Below are 17,856 nucleotides of genomic sequence, written 5' to 3' on the forward strand. Positions count from 1 at the left end.
TTTAGCGGCATCTATAGCCCGGTTCTAACGCGACCTAATGAGGTCAGCTCTAGTTCAACAAACACAGAGGTGCGTTTGTCTTCAATGTCCCGGTTATGTATTCGATCAGTTCCGATGAAGCGTAGTTTCCAGCAGCAAGCGTTGTACTCAAGCCCAACGGTGGTCGCTAGACTCTCTTCATCTTCAACCGAGTAGCGTTCTTCACCAAAAAACTGCCAGCGATCAGAAATCGGCCAATTAGCCGACACAGTCACTTGGTCAACAACTTGAGTGCCGAAGTCAGAGCGATAATACCCAACACTTACGTTCTTTCGATCATCATCGTCGGGTTGGTACGACACCGCAAAGCGAGCGGTTCTTAACTCACTCTCGTCATGATCATACTGAAGAAAAGTGTAAGTAGACCACGCACCGGCTGATTCCGTCCTCACCTCAGCAAGCAGATCTCCAAGACCACTTTCGATCGTTGCCGATGTGCTCGACAAGCCTTGCTCCAAGTCATCTAATATCACCAGCTGACCGACACTCGCTGTCAACCGTTGATCACCAGACTCATTGTCAAGCATACGAGTGGTCACGCCAACAGTAACCTGATTGGTATCACCAACGCGGTCATCACCATAGAAGCGGTTTTCGCGAAATATATTGCTAAAATTATTCAACGAAACTTGACTGGTGTCGAACAGCGGAATGTCACTTTGATCCTCTTCCGGCGCGTACACGTAGTACAAGCGAGGTTCCAACGTTTGCAAAGCCGCATCACCAAACCAGCTAGTGTTACGTTCAAAAACCACACCAGAGTCTATACTAAAGATTGGTACCGCAAATGATGGGTTGTCTTCAACGCCAGCGTCAACATTGTCCAACTGATAGGAACGCGAATACAGAGAAACACGCGGTTTAACGTAACCCCAGATATTATCTAGCGGTAACTCCACATAGGGATTTAGCGAAGTTCGAGTACCTTCTATGCGCGAATCTGAACTGAAATTAGTATAGCTTGCGTCAAGTCCATAACGCATCCCCATAGGACCTTCAGGTAGGTTTGTGCGCATTCCGATCGAAGGTAGCCGCTCATACGGCTTAAACTGCTCCGAGATTCGATCGTCAATGATTTGATACTCGCTGGCGCGCGCGCCAATACGGACATACTTTCCAGAATAGTTAAGTTGCACGTCACGCGGAACATACGTCGCCGAAAAGTAGCGGATATCATTTCTAAGATCATCAAAATAATCGATATCAGAAACGTCATTGTAATTAATCTGGCCAGATAAGCTATCGGTGAACTGTTGAGAGTGCTGGATCGTCAAAAGACTACGATCATCATCTATTTCAGCATCGGGAGTCCCAGCCAAGATGTTTCTTGCTTCGACTTCGCTTCGATAGAATTCGTCACCAGACATATTTTCACCGTATATATAAGTCGATGAACGTTGAGTCTGCAGGCGATACTCTAAGCCGACCTGAACACCACGATCGCTATAATAGCGAGGCGTAATAGTGGCATCTTGGTTTTTTGCTATGTTCCAATACCAAGGTAACTCGAATATGTTACCGGAGTCTGCATCGGAACCAAAGCCAGGCGTCAATAGACCAGTTTTACGCTCGTCATTGAGTGGAAACGATATATAAGGGGTATAGAATATCGGGATGCCTTGAAATCGCACCGTTGCGCCACGCGCTTTACCAACACCAGCAACGCGATCTAACTCTAAATCACGGGCACCGATCACTACGCTGTCATCGCCTTCCGCACAGGTGGTGTATTTAGCATTCTCTAAACGTACTACGCCCTCACCTTCTAGATTAACCAGATCAGCGGTGCCACGAGATTCGATCTGAGCCGTATCGACCCCATCTTTTGACGTGAGCCCTTTAGATAATTTAAATTGCGCATTGGTCATGGAACCAATCTGTGTGGGCACATGCACATCAATGGAGTCACTCGCTAAATAATCACCATTTTCGGAGATCATTTCAACGTTTCCATCAGCGACGACACGCTCACTTTCGCGATAATAACGCAGCTTATCAGCAACAATGGTTTGGCGCCCTTGTTGAACCTCCGCATCGCCCTCGAGCAACACTAAGTCCTGACCTTGAGCTTCAACCGAATCCGCCTCCAATGAAATCGGAAACTTGCCATCAGCATTTTTGGCTAATTGCGGAGTTTCAAATTTCAGTTCTGACGGTTTGCAAATACAGTTACTCCCTTTGCATGCGGCCTGAGCAGTATTTGCCATCAGTAGTGACGCCGCAATACTCGCAAGCGCCAATCCGTGTTTCATTTGAAGTGATATTCGATTCACTCGCACACCTTTTTATTAGTTGTAATTTAAACGCAGAACGTCGGAGCTATAGATCTTGGCAGTATAGATCTTGGCAAAAAGTCTAATCGACATGCTAACTCGACTTTTACTCGTTACACCGAAACCTAATACATGCAGTCATGGCAAACTGTGAACTACTTCACTCAACGAAGTAGATCCATAGTCACTAGCCGCGAACAACACAATCAATCCGCAGCTCGAACTGATCAAACATCACCAATTCTGTATACTTGCTGGAACATATTATAGAGCAATACGAGCCGCACTGCTAAGCTACGATTAAGACCTTTTAATTAAAAACCGAATTAAAAATTTTAGCCCTTGCCTTTTCACGTTAAAGCGCTCTAACCTTCCGCAATTCACATTAGCTATCAACTAACCGTTACGTATTTTGGATAAACGATACCAGCAAGCACTAATCTGGCTACAGACCCAGCAATCAATGCCTGACGCGCGCCTATCGGTTGCCTCGGCTGACGCCAGCTTCCGGCGTTATTTTCGTGTACACACAGCCCAGCAAAGCTACATCTTAATGGATGCGCCGCCCGACAAAGAGAACTCCTCGTTATTTGTCACAATCGCCCAAGCGCTTAGCCGACTCGACGTTCACGCGCCAACCATTTACGCGGCCGACCTTGAACTAGGCTTTCTACTACTGGAAGATCTAGGCGACCGAACGTACCTTGACGAACTGAAGGACGAACCAAATAAGCTCTATTCTGATGCTCTCGCCGCGCTAGTGAAACTTCAACATGGGGAAATTAACTCCACCAACAACACTATCGAGACATATGATAAAAATCGCTTACAAAGTGAAATGGACTTATTTGAAGACTGGTTCATCAAACGTCACTTAGGCTTAAACTTACAGCCGGCGCAAGTTGCCACACTCGGCCGTATTCAACGCTATCTCATCGACACTTGCTTAACCCAGCCACAAGTATGGGTTCATCGAGATTTTCATTCGAGAAACTTGATGATCACAGATCGCAACTCGCCGGGCGTAATTGATTTTCAAGACTTAGTCGTTGGGCCATTGGCGTATGATCTCGCCTCGATCTTCAAGGATTGCTACATTGCTTGGCCTCGCAGTCGCCAGCTAACGTGGCTCAGGGAGTATCAACAACTTGCCAACGATATGCTCGACCTACCGCAATTCAGCTTCGATGAATTAGTGAGATGGTATGACCTAACCGGCCTACAACGACACCTAAAAGTTTTGGGCATCTTCTGCCGATTGAACTATCGCGACAACAAACCCAATTATCTTAATGACTTACCAATGGTTGCCAATTATGTAATTGAAGTAATTGATCTCTACCCCGAACTGCAAGAATTTGGTCTTCACTTTCGACCAATGATCGAGAGCGCTACCGCATGAGTGACTATCTTGCTAAGGCCACCACCGTGGTTTTGCTAGCCGCCGGCCGCGGCGCGCGCATGCGACCTCTGACCGATACCACACCAAAACCGCTACTCACTGTCGGCCCGCGTACTTTAATCGAACACCATTTATCTAAACTCGCGTCCTTAGGCTTTAAAAATGTGGTAATTAATACCGCGCATTTAGCGGAACAGTTTCCAGCAAAATTGGGCGACGGCGCGCAATACGGACTATCAATACAATACTCGGACGAGTCGCAATTTGGCGCCTTAGAAACCGCGGGAGGACTTCAGCATGCAGTGCCGTTAATTCACAGCGATCCATTCTTGGTAATTAACAGCGACATCTGGACCGACTTCGACTTCACCGTGTTACTACGCCCGCTAGGTGTGCTGGGGCGGCTGGTGATGGTTAACAATCCGGCACACAATCAACGCGGCGACTTTGTATTAAAGCAGGACGGCTATTTAGATGTGATGCCTGAGCACACTACCACAGGCCTCACCTTTAGCGGCATCGCGCTCTACCACAAAGCGATGTTTGCGCCATTACCTCACGGCAAACAAGCCCTCGCTCCGCTTCTAAGAAACTGTATGAAAACGCAACAACTAGAAGGCATTCAACATACTGGAAAGTGGGTCGACGTTGGCACGCCTGAAAGACTCGAACAACTAAATCAAACTTACAAAATTCGCTACTAGATCAGCGCGAACCTTAGCCGCATCGAACTGTGGAACTAAATCGCTAAGTTGCGTCACTCGCAAACCCTGATAGCCACAGGGGTCAATATTAGTAAATGGACTTAAATCCAAATCAATATTTAGACTCAAACCGTGGTAACTCCTACCGCGTCGAATACGCAAGCCTAACGCCGCTATTTTGGCTCCATCTACATACACACCAGGCGCATCCTGACGTCGCTCAGCAAGCACCGACAACGACGCCAAAGTATCAATCACTGCTTGCTCCAAGCTAGCGACCAGCGTTTTTACCCCGAGACCTAACGGCTTTAAATGCAGCAATGGATATAAAATTAATTGCCCTGGGCCATGGTAAGTAATTTGTCCGCCACGATCCGTTTTTATAGTCGGAATATCGCTCGGCAACAAGGTCTGCAATTGGCATGCTGTTCCTTGAGTATATACTCGCTCATGTTCTAACAACCATATTTGGTCGTTATTGATATCATCGTCTACCGACTTAGAAACATGTTCAAGCATCGCTGAATGTGCATCCGAATAAGCAGACTGTGCGAACTCGCAAACTTCAATACTTCGCCCTGAACCAGTTTCAAGCAAGCGCGACGAACGTAGCTTGAGCGCAGACTCGAAATCCATATTAAAGCGTCATCACAACGCGCGACGACTGGCTAATAAGCAGATAAATAGCCTCCAATTGCTCTCTATTTTGCAGCCGTACCACAGCAGTGACCGATTCAAACTTACCGGTTCGACTCGTATTTGTACTCGTTTTGAGTAACGCATTATCATCGACCATCGGGGTAATCAAACCACGAATATAATCAGCCGCGGGTTGCTCATCTTGCGTGCGACACATCGCCTTGAAAGCAAAGTCACACGGGTATTCAATAAAATCAAAGCCATCTTTAGGCGTTGAGTCTGGAGAAGAAGGCACGTCACTCATAACTGTTCTACAAATCGTCTGGTTAGTCTGAATTAATCTACCCGATTAATCGGCCATCATTTGATGGATGCTGAGTTTAATCGAGTCAACCAACTGTTTCCACCAGCCAGCCTCATCAACCTGAGTTGCTGCCACCAGCGGCACTTCAGCTAGGGTTGTACCGCCTAACTGAACCGACGCAAGTCCAACACTTTGATCAGCAATAATTGGCGCCTCAAAATACGGACTGTATTGTAATGCTACAGTGACCTCTTTTTGCCTATTTTTCGGAACCACAAGATCAATGTTTGATGCGGCACGCATTTCTAACGAATCTGCTAGTCCGCCGTAAACCTTGGCACTAACCGCCCCTTCGTCAGAAACAGACACACGAACAGCGTCATAAGCGGCAAAACCGTAATTTAATAGCGCCAGCACCTGTTTCTCGCGTGTACGCTCACTTTCGGAACCGAGCACCACCGCAATCCAACGTTGACTGCCACGTTGAGCACTAGCGACTAAGCAGTACCCAGCGGCCTCAGTGTGCCCAGTTTTGAGACCATCAACACTATCGTCTTTCCATAACAGTCTGTTGCGATTCTTTTGAGTGATATTATTGTGTGTGTATTCCTTCTCAGAATACCAAGAGTAAAACTCTGGGAATTCGCGAATAATAGCCGCCGCTAAACGGGCGATATCATGTGCTGACATAGCATGCCCTTCGGCCGGCAGACCTGAACTATTTTCAAAATGAGACTGCTGCAAGCCTAATTCGGCGGCAGCCTGATTCATCAACTGCGCAAATGCGTACTCAGTGCCACCAGCGTACTCAGCAAGCGCGATTGCCGCATCGTTTCCAGACTGAATAATCGTACTCTTTAAAAGATGCGCTAATTCAATTCGCGTGTTGACATCAGCAAACATCCGCGACCCTTCAGCACGCCAGGCATCTTCACTAATGGGGACTTGACTAGACAAACTGATATCGCCATCGCGCAATCTCTGAAATACCACATAATTCATCATCAGCTTAGTGATGCTCGCCGGCGGCATAGGCTGATCGGCATTATGTCCAGTCACCACCGTGCCACTGTTCATTTCCATTAAAACCCACGCCTTGGCATCAAACTCTGGTGCTGGCAGGTTTGACGAAACGAGATTCGATTGCAACTCAAACGCCTTCGCAACGGGAATACAAACGAAGATCAAGGTAAAAAGTAAAGTTGAGCGTTTAATAGACATAGTAGACATCAAATAGGGACTAATTATTGGCGTTGCGCTTGGCCGCTGCAATAGCAACACTCAGGTCATAAACAGCCATCGCGTACAACACGCTATGGTTATATTCCGTTATCGCGTAAAAATTATGATGCGTGTAAAAGTAACGAGGCATCGGCACGTAGCGCTCAACATTACTGGATTTCTCAACCGTTTTTTGACTTGTCTCTATTGGTTGAGAAACTACCCATTTACTCGAACTCGGCGTCACAGCTACTGGTGCAGACGGTTTTGGATTATTCGCAGTGAGCGGCAATTTGAGTTTTTGCCCACGATAAATCGAGCCTTTTTTATTTAATCCATTCAACTTAAATAGGGCCTTACACGGCACCGAATGACTTTCCGCAATCTGGCAAGCCGTATCGCCGGCGCGCACAATATAATAATCCTTCTCTTCAGCGTCAGGCACGATCTCGCTGGCATCAAGCATGACTACATTCAGTGGCTCACTATCAGGGATGCTTGCATCTATGTTTGCGCCCAATTTACGAAGATCCGCCGCCACATAAATTGCCTTGCGCTTGCGATTAGCCAGCTCTGCAATAGGCGAAGCAACCTGAAGCATCGGAGCGGAAGTAACTGCTTCGCCGCTGCGCCAACCGTTGCGCTTAAAGTAGTTAGCGACACTACCAATGGCATCAACCGGCTGATTCAACAGGTCGGTCTTACCATCGCCAGAAAAATCCACGGCATAATTTCGATAACTCGAAGAAATAAACTGTGGATAACCAACGGCACCAGCGTAAGAACCTAGAATTTCGTGAGGGTCAAGTGCATTCTCCTTGGTCAAAATGAGAAACTCTTTAAGCTCCCTGGCGAAGAACGCGCTGCGCCGAGGGTAACCCACAGCAAGTGTGGTTAAGCTGTCTAACACCTTGTGCTTGCCAGTAATCCGACCAAATTTCGTTTCCACACCAATAATCGAGACAATAACACTGGCCGGCACACCGTATTCACGCTCAGCTCGAGCTAGGGTTGCTTCATGCTCCTTCCAAAACTCGACCCCCAGTTGAATACGCTCTTCACCAAGAAATATCTTGCGATATTTACCCCAAGTTAGTTTGTATTCAGCCGGATTCGTCATCGCGTCCAATACCGACTGCTGAATAATTACCGACGCAAACACGTCACGAAGCTGGTCGCGAGTGTAGTGCTTTTCAGCAACCAACTCTTCAACTAAGGGTTGCAGCTCAGGATGCTCATCGAGTTCCACTGACTGTGCAACCGATAAAAAGAAATAGCCCATACCGACTAACAGTATGGCGAAAGTGTTTTTCATATTTACTACCGCGACATCAAACTTCGTGTGTTATGGATTCCCATTAAAATCCCAAATCCAGCCAGCAACGTTACCATAGAGGTCCCGCCGTAACTAATAAGGGGTAACGGTACACCAACCACCGGCAACATGCCGGAAACCATACCAATATTAACGAAAACATAGAAAAAGAACGTCATTGACAAACTACCGGCCAATAAACGCGAGAAAGTATCCTTGGTGTAATAGGCAATATACAAGCCACGTGCAGTCAACGCCAAGTACAGCGTCAACAACATCAACGCGCCAATAAACCCGTGCTCTTCGGAAAACACCGAAAAAATAAAGTCAGTGTGCCGTTCAGGTATAAAATCAAGTTGTGATTGACTACCTTCAGTCCAGCCCTTGCCTTGTGCGCCACCGCTACCGATAGCAATCATCGACTGAATAGTATGGTAACCATTACCCAAGGGGTCAGACCAAGGATCAAAAAGGGTTTGGATTCTGCGCTGCTGGTAAGGATGCAAAAATTGATACAAAACCGGCGCCGCAATGGCGGCAGCACCAAATAGAATGGCTATATACTTCCAAGCAAAACCGGCTAGAAAAATAATCAGCGAGCCAGACATTAAAATCAACAATGTAGTGCCAAGGTCTGGCTGCTTAAGAATTAAGAAAGACGGGAGCAACAACACCAGTGCTGCGTAAAAGAGGTTTTTTGGCGGCGGCGGCAGCGTTTTCCGGGTCACAACCCAAGCGACCATCATGGGTACTGCAATCTTCATTGCTTCCGACGGTTGGAATCGAATCACACCAAAGTCTAGCCAACGTTGCGCGCCCTTGCCCACATCACCAACCAACAATACCAAGACCAACATCACCAGACCAGCAAAGTAGAAGTATGGCGACCAACGAAACAGTGTATCAGTCCTTATTTGCGCAATCACTAGCATCCCGAAAAAGGCCACGCCCATACGAATAGCCTGATTCCAGATTAGGCGAGAATTCTCTCCACCGGCGCTCCATAGAATTAGCAAACTTCCGGCACACAACAGAAGCAAACCGAACAATATTGGCAGATCAACCTTTAAACGAACCACTTACAGCCCCTCTGTTACTTGCGACGCTGAGTTGATAACCTCAACCGGTGGCGCATTTGCATCTACGCCGAGTAAATAATAGTCCATTACTTTACGTGCGACCGGTGCGGCGACCCCGCTTCCGCTTCCGCCATTTTCAACAATTACCGCGACCGCTATTTTCGGTTTATCGACAGGGGCAAATGCAACGAATAAGGCGTGATCCTTCTCAAAATCACTCAAGATACTGGCATCGTATTTAGCACCTTGTGGTATGCCCACTACTTGCGCCGTGCCGGTTTTCCCAGCGATCGTATACAGCGCATCTAGACCGGAACGACGAGCCGTACCAGCTGGACCTTGAACCACATCGTGCATCGCATCAATTATTTGCGCATAACTAGTGTCTTGTGCCTCAACTCGCCCCAATGAGGCACCTTGCTGAGGAATAACCTCGCGCATGCTGTGGCCGTCTATTGCATGTTCCAAACGATCGACTATTCTCGGTTCAACTCGCTCACCACGATTGGCCAGCGTTGCGGTCATGACCCCCAACTGCAACGGTGTAACCAAGGTAAAGCCTTGTCCAATCCCACTATTCAAGGTGTCACCAGGATACCAGCTAACACCATAACGCTCGCGCTTCCATTCCCGTGACGGAATCAAGCCGGTCGGCTCCGAAGGTAAATCGATGCCGGTTTTCTGGCCAAGCCCAAACTGACTTAGAAAGCTCGAAATTTTATCAATTCCTAAAGTACTCGATAATTGATAATAAAATACGTCGCAGGAATGTACTATCGAATCGGCCAAAGACATCGGCCCGTGCCCTACTCGCTTCCAGCAACGATAGCGATGACTGCTGCCTTTAAGCGTAAAATAACCATTACACACGACCTTTTTGTTCGGGTCCCAACCATTCTCTAGACCGACCATCGAAATCAAGCCTTTAATGGTTGACCCTGGAGCATAGCGACCACTCAAACCACGATTGAGAAGCGGTCGATTAATATCGTCTCGTAACGCGTTATAAGAGAGGTGATCTATTCCATTAACAAACTTATTGGGGTCGTATACTGGATTGCTGACAAAGGCTAAGACATCACCACTCTCTGGCTCTATCGCGACAATAGCCCCACGCCGACCATCTAAGTACTCGCGCGCTTTTATCTGCAAGTCCGCATCGATATTGAGGTAAAGATTATCGCCGGATATTGGTGCAGTGCGATCCAGAGTACGAATTCGCTGACCGTGCGCATTGGTTTCGACTTGCTCCACGCCGACTTCGCCAAGCAATTGTGCTTCATATTGCGCCTCGATTCCCAACTTGCCGATATAGTCAGTTCCTTTATATGCGCGCTCATCAATTCTTTCGGCGTCACGCTGATTAATTCTTCCAACGTAGCCAATAACATGCACCAGCTCGGGCCCATAAGGATAATTACGTTGCAGTCTAGCTTCGACCTGCGCGCCAAGCAGTCGATGTTGATTGACCACAAACCGCGCCATTTCTTCATCACTTAAATGCAGTTTTAGAACCTGAGCTTCGAAACCAGGACGCGCGCGCACCTGACTTCGGAATTTTTCTATTTCACTCGGTGACACCTCAACTATCTTGCTTAAGTCATTCAGCAAGGCGTCCATATCGTCGACTTTATTCGGCGATATCTCTAAGGTAAAAACAGGCACGTTTTCCGCCAACACTTTGCCATTGCGATCATAAATCTGACCACGCACCGGCGGCACTGGCATCAATCTAACGCGATTATCCTTTGAAAGAACCTCGAATCGATCGTAATCATAAATTTGCAAGTACCAGAGTCGCACGACCAACAAACTCGCCAACAGCACAAGCAGAATCACCAGTGCCATTAATCGCGCATGAATCAGATTCGTTTCGCGAAGGTAGTCCTTTAATTGAATTCTCTCTTGTGCCACGGCTACGTAGTACTAGCGGATGCGGGCTTTACGCCGCATTTCTTCCAATAAAATATAAACAAATGGCCAAATCAACATGCCGCCGAGAATGGAATACCAATACTCCTTAGTAATGGCGAAATCATCAACAATACCGTACAACCAGCCAGTCACTAATTTGAAAATGCCGACAAATAGGCCGACAAAAACCATTTGCTGCCAAACCGACAAAACTCGAAGCTGTTGATGCGCTGAATTAACTAATAACGCGAGTATTGCAAGCCCTAAGCCAAGCACGCCAAAAGTGCGCACGAATAACACCTCAAGCAAAACGCCAACAATAAAAGCACTCAATGGTCCAATACGTGTAGGTGTAACTAGCGACCAGTAGATAATGATCAATGCTATCCAATCAGGCCAAAAATAAAACAGCCAAGTAGGCAATTGAACAATGGTTAATACGAAGGCGATAAAAGTGGAAATCGCGACACCGAAAAACAGGCCGAGTGATGAACTTGTACGATTCATGGCGCCGATTAATTAGTTTCAGTTGTTTTGCTGAGCGTGGTTTTAACATTCTCTCGCGACAATAAAAGCACATGTTTAGAACGGTCTAGCTTAGCGATTGGGCGCGCACTCACTCGTATAAATTTCTCATCTTGAATAATCTGTACGTCGTCAATTTCAGCAACAGGGTAGCCGTTTGGAAACCGTCCACCGAGTCCGGAACTTAACAGCAGATCGCCCACTTTAACGTCGGAGTTTTGGTTCAAGAATGGCACTCGCAAACGACTCAGCTCCCCAGTTCCGTACACGATTGTGCGTAAACCGTTACGCGCCACTTGTACCGGCATTGCATGACCCGGATCAGTAATCAACACCACCATACTGCTCAATGGCATGACTTCAGTGACCTGTCCAACCACGCCCAAATCATCGATTACCGCCTGACCAACATATACACGGTCACGGAGACCTCTATCGATAGAGATTCGATGGTTATAACGATCCAAACTTACAGCAACCAATTCGGCTAAGGTAATCTTTTCTTGAACCCGCTGCGAGGCATCTAACAGCTCTCTAAGCCCTTGATTTTCTTCTTCAAGGGTTCGCAACAGCAGGGTTTCAGACTTGAGTTTAAAGTACTCATTGCGCAAATTATCGTAAGCGATTTGCACATCGGGTTCAGCAGTCAACGAGGCAGTAAAATAACGACCGACCGCAGCAGGGACCGACGCCAAATATTGTATCGGCGTCAATAACACCGACATAGTGTTGCGCGCTCCATTTAGCCATACTGTTCTAGAATCCACCACCATCATGGTGACCGATATCACAAACACTAGGCCAAATTGCGGCCAACCAGAGTTTTTACGAAAAGGGGTTGCCACTAGAATGTATCGGTTTGGCTAAATCATTAAGTTAACGTTGTGCTCCCAATTAATCCATTACTCATGTGCGAACACATCGCCCAGATTGTCCATCTCTTCCAGCGCACGACCACAGCCGCGAGCAACACAGGTCAGCGGATCATCAGCAATAACCACGGGCAACCCAGTATCTTCCATCAGTCGACGATCCATATCACGCATTAACGCACCGCCACCAGCAATCACCATGCCTTTGTCGCCGATATCAGCACTCAGCTCCGGTGGGGTTTGCTCCAGCGCTTGCTTGATCGTCTGCACAATTGATTCGAGTGGGTCGCTAATAGCCGAATAAATTTCTTTGCTACTCAAAGTCACTGCACGTGATAACCCTTCTGCAATATCACGCCCTTTGACTTCCATCTCACGCTCTTCAGATTTATCCCAAGCCGTTGCAATTGCTTTTTTAACTCGCTCGGCACTGGCTTCACCAATCAACAGACCGTGATTCCTTCGTACATGATTAATAATAGCTTCATCAAAGGTATCGCCGGCTACTCTTAGCGAGGTACTGTAAACCATACCACCTAGAGACATAACGCCGACTTCCGTGGTGCCACCACCAATATCAAGCACCATCGAACCGGTGGGCTCAGCTACCGGTAAGTTTGCACCGATCGCAACCGCCATCGGCTCTTCAATTAGATACACTTCACGTGCACCAGCACCATAAGCCGACTCGCGAATAGCACGGCGTTCAACCTGAGTCGAACCACATGGCACGCAGATAATAATGCGTGGACTGCCTTGCAACCAACGATTCTCTTGTACCTTTTTGATAAAGTACTTGAGCATTTTTTCAGTCACGTTGAAATCGGCGATCACACCGTCTTTCATCGGTCGAATTGCTTTTATCGAACCAGGTGTTCTACCCAACATTTTTTTAGCATCGGCACCGACCGCCAAAATGCTCTTATTGTTAAGTCCGCCGCCAGGTGCGTAGCGTATCGCTACCACCGAAGGTTCATTTAGAATGATCCCCTTTTCTTTGACATAGATAAGAGTATTGGCGGTACCGAGGTCGATCGCCAAATCGTTTGAAAACAAGCCGAGAATACTGCGTAACATGGTTTATTTGATGAGTTCTTTGAGATAATTGTTCTTATTAGAGGTTATACAAATATTGTACAGGCTAACGAGCCCACACGCTATTCAACAACGCGTCTATATGTGGTAATTTTGTTGTTTATTCAGCGAATAGCCATCAGCGGCAAATTGGATTGCACTACAAACCCGATCCGACATCGCAAATACCCATTAACCTTTCTCACCGTGACATAAATCGAATGACCCTTGATAAACAAATCGTGCATACGATCGCCCGTTTAGCTCGCCTGCACATCAGCGAGTCCGACACTGAAAAATATCAAAACGAGCTATCTAGCATTCTAGATCTAGTTGCCCAAATGGAGGCCGTCGACACGAATAACATTGAGCCAATGACACATCCGTTCGATGCCACACTGCGCATGCGCGAGGATCGAATAAGCGAAGTCAATCAACGAGAAAAGTTTCAAGCCATTGCACCAAGCACTGAAGACGGATTGTATTTGGTCCCAAAAGTTATTGATTGAGTGTTGCTTATTAGTAACTGTTGTTATTTCAACCAACACCGACTCTCGCCTAATATCCAATTACAGCAGACCATTGCTATAGACTGCTGTCGTTATGTAATTCTAAAGGAACCCAGTTTTGACTATTACCACCTTAACTAAGCTGTCCGACATGCTTGCCAGCGGCAAGACCTCAAGTGTGGAACTCACGCAGGACTATTTATCGCGTATCAAGAACTCAAATCACAACGCTTTTATCAGCATTGATGCCGAACAATCACTTGCCGAAGCAGCCGCTGCCGACGACCTCCGGGGCCAGCAAAAAACCAGCCCATTACTAGGACTACCAATCGCTCAGAAAGATATTTTCTGCATCGATGGCACACAGACCACCTGTGGATCTAAGATGCTTGAGGGGTTTATTGCTCCTTATACCGCGACCGTAGTCGACAAGTTGAAAGCACAGGGTTCAGTCAATCTGGGTAAAACCAATATGGATGAATTCGCCATGGGGTCATCTAATGAGAGCTCCTATTTTGGCGCAGTCATTAATCCCTGGAGCCCCGCGAACGAAACACTTGTTCCTGGCGGCAGCTCTGGCGGATCAGCGGCAGCGGTAGCTGCCGGTCTAGCCCCAGCAGCTACCGGCACGGATACTGGCGGCTCAATTCGACAACCGGCATCTTTTTGCAATCTAACAGGCCTTAAACCCAGCTACGGACGCTGCTCACGCTACGGCATGATCGCCTTCGCATCGTCACTCGATCAAGCTGGTCCGATGACGCACACCGCCGAGGACGCCGCATTGATGCTAACGGCAATGGCTGGCTTCGATCAGCGTGACTCGACCTCGCTGAATGTTCCTCAAGAAGATTTTAGCCGCTTGCTCAACGAGTCATTAAACGGTCTAACTATCGGTGTACCCAAAGAATTCTTTGGTGAAGGCCTAGATAGCGAAGTTGCAACACTTGTTGAAGCCGCTATAAAAGAATACGAAGCACTCGGCGCAACAATTAAATCCGTCTCGCTGCCTAATTCGCACTTAGCACTCCCTAGCTATTATGTTATTGCGCCAGCTGAAGCCTCGTCAAACCTATCGCGCTTCGATGGCGTGCGCTATGGCTTTCGCGCCAGCGACTACACCGACTTAGTTGACATGTATACCAAGACCCGAACCGAGGGCTTTGGCGATGAAGTAAAGCGCCGCATCATGATTGGAGCCTACGCCCTTTCATCTGGTTACTACGATGCGTATTACTCGAAAGCTCAAAAGCTTCGACGCCTTATCTCAAATGATTTTGATGCCGCCTTCGAACAATGCGATGTATTGATGGGGCCGACCACACCGAGCCCTGCGTTCGCAATTAACAGCCGCGCAGACGACCCAGTTTCCATGTACTTAAATGACATCTACACCATTCCGGCCAACTTAGCTGGATTACCAGCGGCCTCTATACAAGCAGGCTTCACAAACAATAATTTACCAGTGGGCTTACATCTGATTTCGCCCTATCTGCAAGAGGCAAAATTGCTCAATATCGCGCACCAATACCAACAAGTAACTGACTGGCATACGCGCATCGCACCGACTGCTATTGGAGGGTCGAACTAATGTTTACATGGGACCAACGCTGGGAAGTCGTAATCGGCCTCGAAGTCCACACGCAACTACAAACACAATCCAAAATTTTTTCCGGCAGCTCGATTGCCTACGGCGCCGAACCCAATACGCAAGCCAGTGCCGTAGACATAGCCTTGCCAGGCGTATTGCCAGTCATGAACCGAGAAGCAGCGCGACTCGCGGTGAAATTTGGTCTGGCCATCGGCGCACAGATCAATCAGCGTAATGTATTTGCCAGAAAAAATTATTTTTACCCTGACCTTCCAAAAGGCTATCAGATTTCACAGATGGAGCTGCCTATAGTCGGGCCGGGCAAGCTCGAAATTGATACTCCCGCAGGCCCCAGAGAAATTGGTGTCACTCGGGCGCACCTTGAAGAAGACGCTGGCAAATCTCTACACGAAGATTTTCAAGGCCAAACGGGTATCGATTTAAATCGCGCGGGCACACCATTACTGGAAATTGTCTCCGACCCAGACATGCGTTCGCCGGCTGAGGCTGTAGCGTATTTACGTAAACTGCATAGCCTGGTTCGTTACATTGAGATATGCGATGGAAACATGCAAGAAGGTTCATTTAGATGTGATGCCAACGTTTCGATTCGTCCACGCGGACAAGCAGAACTGGGTACCCGCACCGAACTCAAAAACATTAACTCATTCCGTTTTGTCGAACGCGCCATCGAGTTCGAAATCGAGCGACAAATAGACATCCTTGAAGACGGCGGAAAAGTCACTCAAGAAACCAGACTCTACGACCCAGACAAACACGAGACGCGGTCAATGCGATCCAAAGAGGACGCCCATGACTATCGATACTTTCCGGATCCAGACTTACCTCCGATGGTACTTGATGATGCATTTCTTGAGGAGATACGGAAAACACTTCCAGAGCTCCCCAGCGCCAAGACCGCACGATTTGTTTCAGACTTAGGGTTATCCACTGAAGACGCAGCAGTACTGACCTCCGAACGAGAGGTCGCTGAGTACTTTGAAGCGGTGGTGAATACAACTCAGGCAGACACCAAAACGGTTTCGAACTGGATGACTGGAGAACTATTTGCCAGCTTAAACAAACACGAGCTAGAGATCGACCAATCTCCCGTTTCGGTGGCTCAATTTTCGTTATTGCTAGACCGAATTTCAGACAACACCTTATCAGGTAAAACCGCAAAGCAGGTGTTTGCAGCGCTATGGGACAGCGAAGGTGAAGTAGATCAGATCATTGAGTCCAAAGGTCTAAAACAGATTACCGATACCGGTGCGATCGAAGCGATCGTCGATGAAGTGATCGCGGCTTGCCCTGATCAAGTGGCTCAATTTAATGATGGGAACGACAAAGTTATCGGCTTCTTAGTCGGTCAAGTGATGCAAAAGTCCAGAGGAAAAGCAAACCCCCAAATGGCTAACAAGCTACTAGTGGAGAAAATGAAAAAATGAGTCAACCCAGCTTTTCAGAACTACTAGACAATCTTGATAGCGTCTCACCTGAGTCTTGGTCCGTCACAATTACACCTAATTGGATGCAAGGTCGAACTACCTATGGTGGCTTGTCGGCTGCTCTCTGCTTGCAAGCCGTACTACAAGAATATTCTGACTTACCACCACTACGTTCGGCACAAATAAACTTTATTGGCCCCGTTGGTGGAACCGTGTCAATTAAGACATCAATACTCAGACAAGGTCGGTCAGTGTGCTTTATCAGCGCAGAAATGTGGGGCGAGAAAGGCTTAGGCACGCATGCTGTATTCTGTTTTGGCGCAAAGCGCGAATCACGACTGAACAGTGACTTCACTAGTCGCCCAACAGTACCGAACATAGCCGATTCCGTCGAATTTTTTGACACTGGACAAGGCCCTGAATTCGCTCGTAATTATGACTGTGTTCTGGCCAGCGGTGGCCGACCTATCAGCGGCTCAAAAATAAGTGAACATTATATTTGGGTTCGACACAAAGACCGCCAAGCAAATAATCTCGCAGCCTTGGTGGGCATTGCTGATATGCCACCACCAGCGGTGCTGCCAATGTTTGAAGATTTTGCACCAATCAGCTCAATGAATTGGACACTAAATTTCTTAAGCGAGGACATTAGCACCGAAGACGGCTGGTGGCTAATGCGCTCCGCCGCCGAACACGCGCGCGACGGCTATTCGAGTCAAGACATGCAAGTTTGGAACTCAGAAGGAAAATTAGTAATCAGCGCACTTCAGAGTGTCGCCCTTTTTTATTGATCGCCTTATTGATCGTATTTTAATCAATATGCCTCGCTAACTGCCTAGCGGGATTGGTCGTGGCATCCACGCGACCTCCTTCTGGGCAACCTTTAGCTGTTCGACTACGCTCATAGGGAATTTACCGAGTCGGTGTTAACTGAAGCGATCCGATTA

General features: G+C 47.6%; 16 protein-coding genes. 6 read left to right on the forward strand and 10 right to left on the reverse strand.

What is annotated here, in order from left to right:
- Nucleotides 1-11: 11 nt before the first annotated feature.
- Nucleotides 12-2,291, reverse strand: coding sequence for an LPS-assembly protein LptD (locus DFR28_RS07540; protein ID WP_113953724.1), 2,280 nt, complete (start codon nucleotides 2,289-2,291; stop codon nucleotides 12-14).
- 433 nt (nucleotides 2,292-2,724) lie between these two features.
- On the opposite strand from DFR28_RS07540, the gene DFR28_RS07545 reads away from it, so the two are divergent.
- Entirely contained in the window at nucleotides 2,725-3,714 is a 990-nt protein-coding gene (locus DFR28_RS07545) for an aminoglycoside phosphotransferase family protein (protein ID WP_211316922.1), read from the forward strand.
- Nucleotides 3,711-4,418, forward strand: a complete 708-nt coding sequence (gene murU / locus DFR28_RS07550; RefSeq protein WP_113953726.1) for an N-acetylmuramate alpha-1-phosphate uridylyltransferase MurU — start codon at nucleotides 3,711-3,713, stop codon at nucleotides 4,416-4,418. The genes DFR28_RS07545 and murU overlap by 4 nt, the downstream gene beginning before the upstream one ends.
- Here murU and lipB read toward each other — a convergent pair.
- The 9 genes from lipB to DFR28_RS07595 form a co-directional block, all read right to left on the reverse strand.
- Nucleotides 4,389-4,937, reverse strand: a complete 549-nt coding sequence (lipB, locus tag DFR28_RS07555) for a lipoyl(octanoyl) transferase LipB (protein WP_342773294.1) — start codon at nucleotides 4,935-4,937, stop codon at nucleotides 4,389-4,391. The two genes, murU and lipB, sit on opposite strands and share 30 nt — an antisense overlap.
- Before the next feature lie 118 nt (nucleotides 4,938-5,055).
- Nucleotides 5,056-5,361, reverse strand: a complete 306-nt coding sequence (locus tag DFR28_RS07560; RefSeq protein ID WP_113953728.1) for a DUF493 domain-containing protein — start codon at nucleotides 5,359-5,361, stop codon at nucleotides 5,056-5,058.
- A gap of 45 nt (nucleotides 5,362-5,406) precedes the next feature.
- Nucleotides 5,407-6,582 carry a D-alanyl-D-alanine carboxypeptidase family protein gene (locus DFR28_RS07565; protein ID WP_170132014.1) on the reverse strand — a complete coding sequence of 392 codons (1,176 nt, stop codon included), beginning with the start codon at nucleotides 6,580-6,582 and terminating at the stop codon, nucleotides 5,407-5,409.
- A 19-nt stretch (nucleotides 6,583-6,601) separates the two neighbouring features.
- Complete coding sequence (gene mltB, locus DFR28_RS07570) at nucleotides 6,602-7,897, reverse strand: lytic murein transglycosylase B (RefSeq protein WP_113953730.1); 1,296 nt, start codon at nucleotides 7,895-7,897, stop codon at nucleotides 6,602-6,604.
- Between the two features lie 5 nt (nucleotides 7,898-7,902).
- On the reverse strand, nucleotides 7,903-8,976 hold the full coding sequence (rodA, locus tag DFR28_RS07575; RefSeq protein WP_113953731.1) for a rod shape-determining protein RodA: 1,074 nt from the start codon (nucleotides 8,974-8,976) through the stop codon (nucleotides 7,903-7,905).
- Nucleotides 8,977-10,890, reverse strand: coding sequence for a penicillin-binding protein 2 (gene mrdA / locus DFR28_RS07580; protein WP_211316923.1), 1,914 nt, complete (start codon nucleotides 10,888-10,890; stop codon nucleotides 8,977-8,979).
- Between the two features lie 12 nt (nucleotides 10,891-10,902).
- Nucleotides 10,903-11,397, reverse strand: coding sequence for a rod shape-determining protein MreD (gene mreD / locus DFR28_RS07585; protein WP_113953732.1), 495 nt, complete (start codon nucleotides 11,395-11,397; stop codon nucleotides 10,903-10,905).
- 8 nt (nucleotides 11,398-11,405) lie between these two features.
- On the reverse strand, nucleotides 11,406-12,260 hold the full coding sequence (gene mreC / locus DFR28_RS07590; RefSeq protein WP_113953733.1) for a rod shape-determining protein MreC: 855 nt from the start codon (nucleotides 12,258-12,260) through the stop codon (nucleotides 11,406-11,408).
- Between the two features lie 57 nt (nucleotides 12,261-12,317).
- Nucleotides 12,318-13,364 carry a rod shape-determining protein gene (locus DFR28_RS07595; RefSeq protein WP_113953734.1) on the reverse strand — a complete coding sequence of 349 codons (1,047 nt, stop codon included), beginning with the start codon at nucleotides 13,362-13,364 and terminating at the stop codon, nucleotides 12,318-12,320.
- A 218-nt stretch (nucleotides 13,365-13,582) separates the two neighbouring features.
- On the opposite strand from DFR28_RS07595, the gene gatC reads away from it, so the two are divergent.
- The 4 genes from gatC (at nucleotide 13,583) to DFR28_RS07615 (ending at nucleotide 17,700) form a co-directional block, all read left to right on the forward strand.
- Nucleotides 13,583-13,870: an Asp-tRNA(Asn)/Glu-tRNA(Gln) amidotransferase subunit GatC gene (gene gatC / locus DFR28_RS07600; protein ID WP_113953735.1), complete on the forward strand. Its 288-nt coding sequence runs from the start codon at nucleotides 13,583-13,585 to the stop codon at nucleotides 13,868-13,870.
- 151 nt (nucleotides 13,871-14,021) lie between these two features.
- Nucleotides 14,022-15,461 carry an Asp-tRNA(Asn)/Glu-tRNA(Gln) amidotransferase subunit GatA gene (gene gatA / locus DFR28_RS07605; protein WP_425455477.1) on the forward strand — a complete coding sequence of 480 codons (1,440 nt, stop codon included), beginning with the start codon at nucleotides 14,022-14,024 and terminating at the stop codon, nucleotides 15,459-15,461.
- Nucleotides 15,461-16,909, forward strand: a complete 1,449-nt coding sequence (gene gatB / locus DFR28_RS07610; RefSeq protein WP_113953737.1) for an Asp-tRNA(Asn)/Glu-tRNA(Gln) amidotransferase subunit GatB — start codon at nucleotides 15,461-15,463, stop codon at nucleotides 16,907-16,909. Before gatA ends, gatB begins: the two co-directional genes overlap by 1 nt.
- On the forward strand, nucleotides 16,906-17,700 hold the full coding sequence (locus tag DFR28_RS07615) for a thioesterase family protein (protein ID WP_113953738.1): 795 nt from the start codon (nucleotides 16,906-16,908) through the stop codon (nucleotides 17,698-17,700). Before gatB ends, DFR28_RS07615 begins: the two co-directional genes overlap by 4 nt.
- Nucleotides 17,701-17,856: the final 156 nt, after the last annotated feature.

The sequence above is a fragment of the Arenicella xantha genome, from assembly GCF_003315245.1.
GTDB classification, from domain to species: domain Bacteria; phylum Pseudomonadota; class Gammaproteobacteria; order Arenicellales; family Arenicellaceae; genus Arenicella; species Arenicella xantha.

Bases quoted from the DNA above. Each gene is read 5' to 3' on its own strand.
- DFR28_RS07540 (WP_113953724.1), bottom strand. From the start codon at position 2,291: ATGAAACACGGATTGGCGCTTGCGAGTATTGCGGCGTCACTACTGATG.
- gatB (WP_113953737.1), top strand. From the start codon at position 15,461: ATGTTTACATGGGACCAACGCTGGGAAGTCGTAATCGGCCTCGAAGTC.
- murU (WP_113953726.1), top strand. From the start codon at position 3,711: ATGAGTGACTATCTTGCTAAGGCCACCACCGTGGTTTTGCTAGCCGCC.
- DFR28_RS07595 (WP_113953734.1), bottom strand. From the start codon at position 13,364: ATGTTACGCAGTATTCTCGGCTTGTTTTCAAACGATTTGGCGATCGAC.
- mreD (WP_113953732.1), bottom strand. From the start codon at position 11,397: ATGAATCGTACAAGTTCATCACTCGGCCTGTTTTTCGGTGTCGCGATT.
- DFR28_RS07560 (WP_113953728.1), bottom strand. From the start codon at position 5,361: ATGAGTGACGTGCCTTCTTCTCCAGACTCAACGCCTAAAGATGGCTTT.
- mltB (WP_113953730.1), bottom strand. From the start codon at position 7,897: ATGAAAAACACTTTCGCCATACTGTTAGTCGGTATGGGCTATTTCTTT.
- DFR28_RS07615 (WP_113953738.1), top strand. From the start codon at position 16,906: ATGAGTCAACCCAGCTTTTCAGAACTACTAGACAATCTTGATAGCGTC.
- DFR28_RS07565 (WP_170132014.1), bottom strand. From the start codon at position 6,582: ATGTCTATTAAACGCTCAACTTTACTTTTTACCTTGATCTTCGTTTGT.
- gatC (WP_113953735.1), top strand. From the start codon at position 13,583: ATGACCCTTGATAAACAAATCGTGCATACGATCGCCCGTTTAGCTCGC.
- gatA (WP_425455477.1), top strand. From the start codon at position 14,022: ATGCTTGCCAGCGGCAAGACCTCAAGTGTGGAACTCACGCAGGACTAT.
- lipB (WP_342773294.1), bottom strand. From the start codon at position 4,937: ATGCTTGAACATGTTTCTAAGTCGGTAGACGATGATATCAATAACGAC.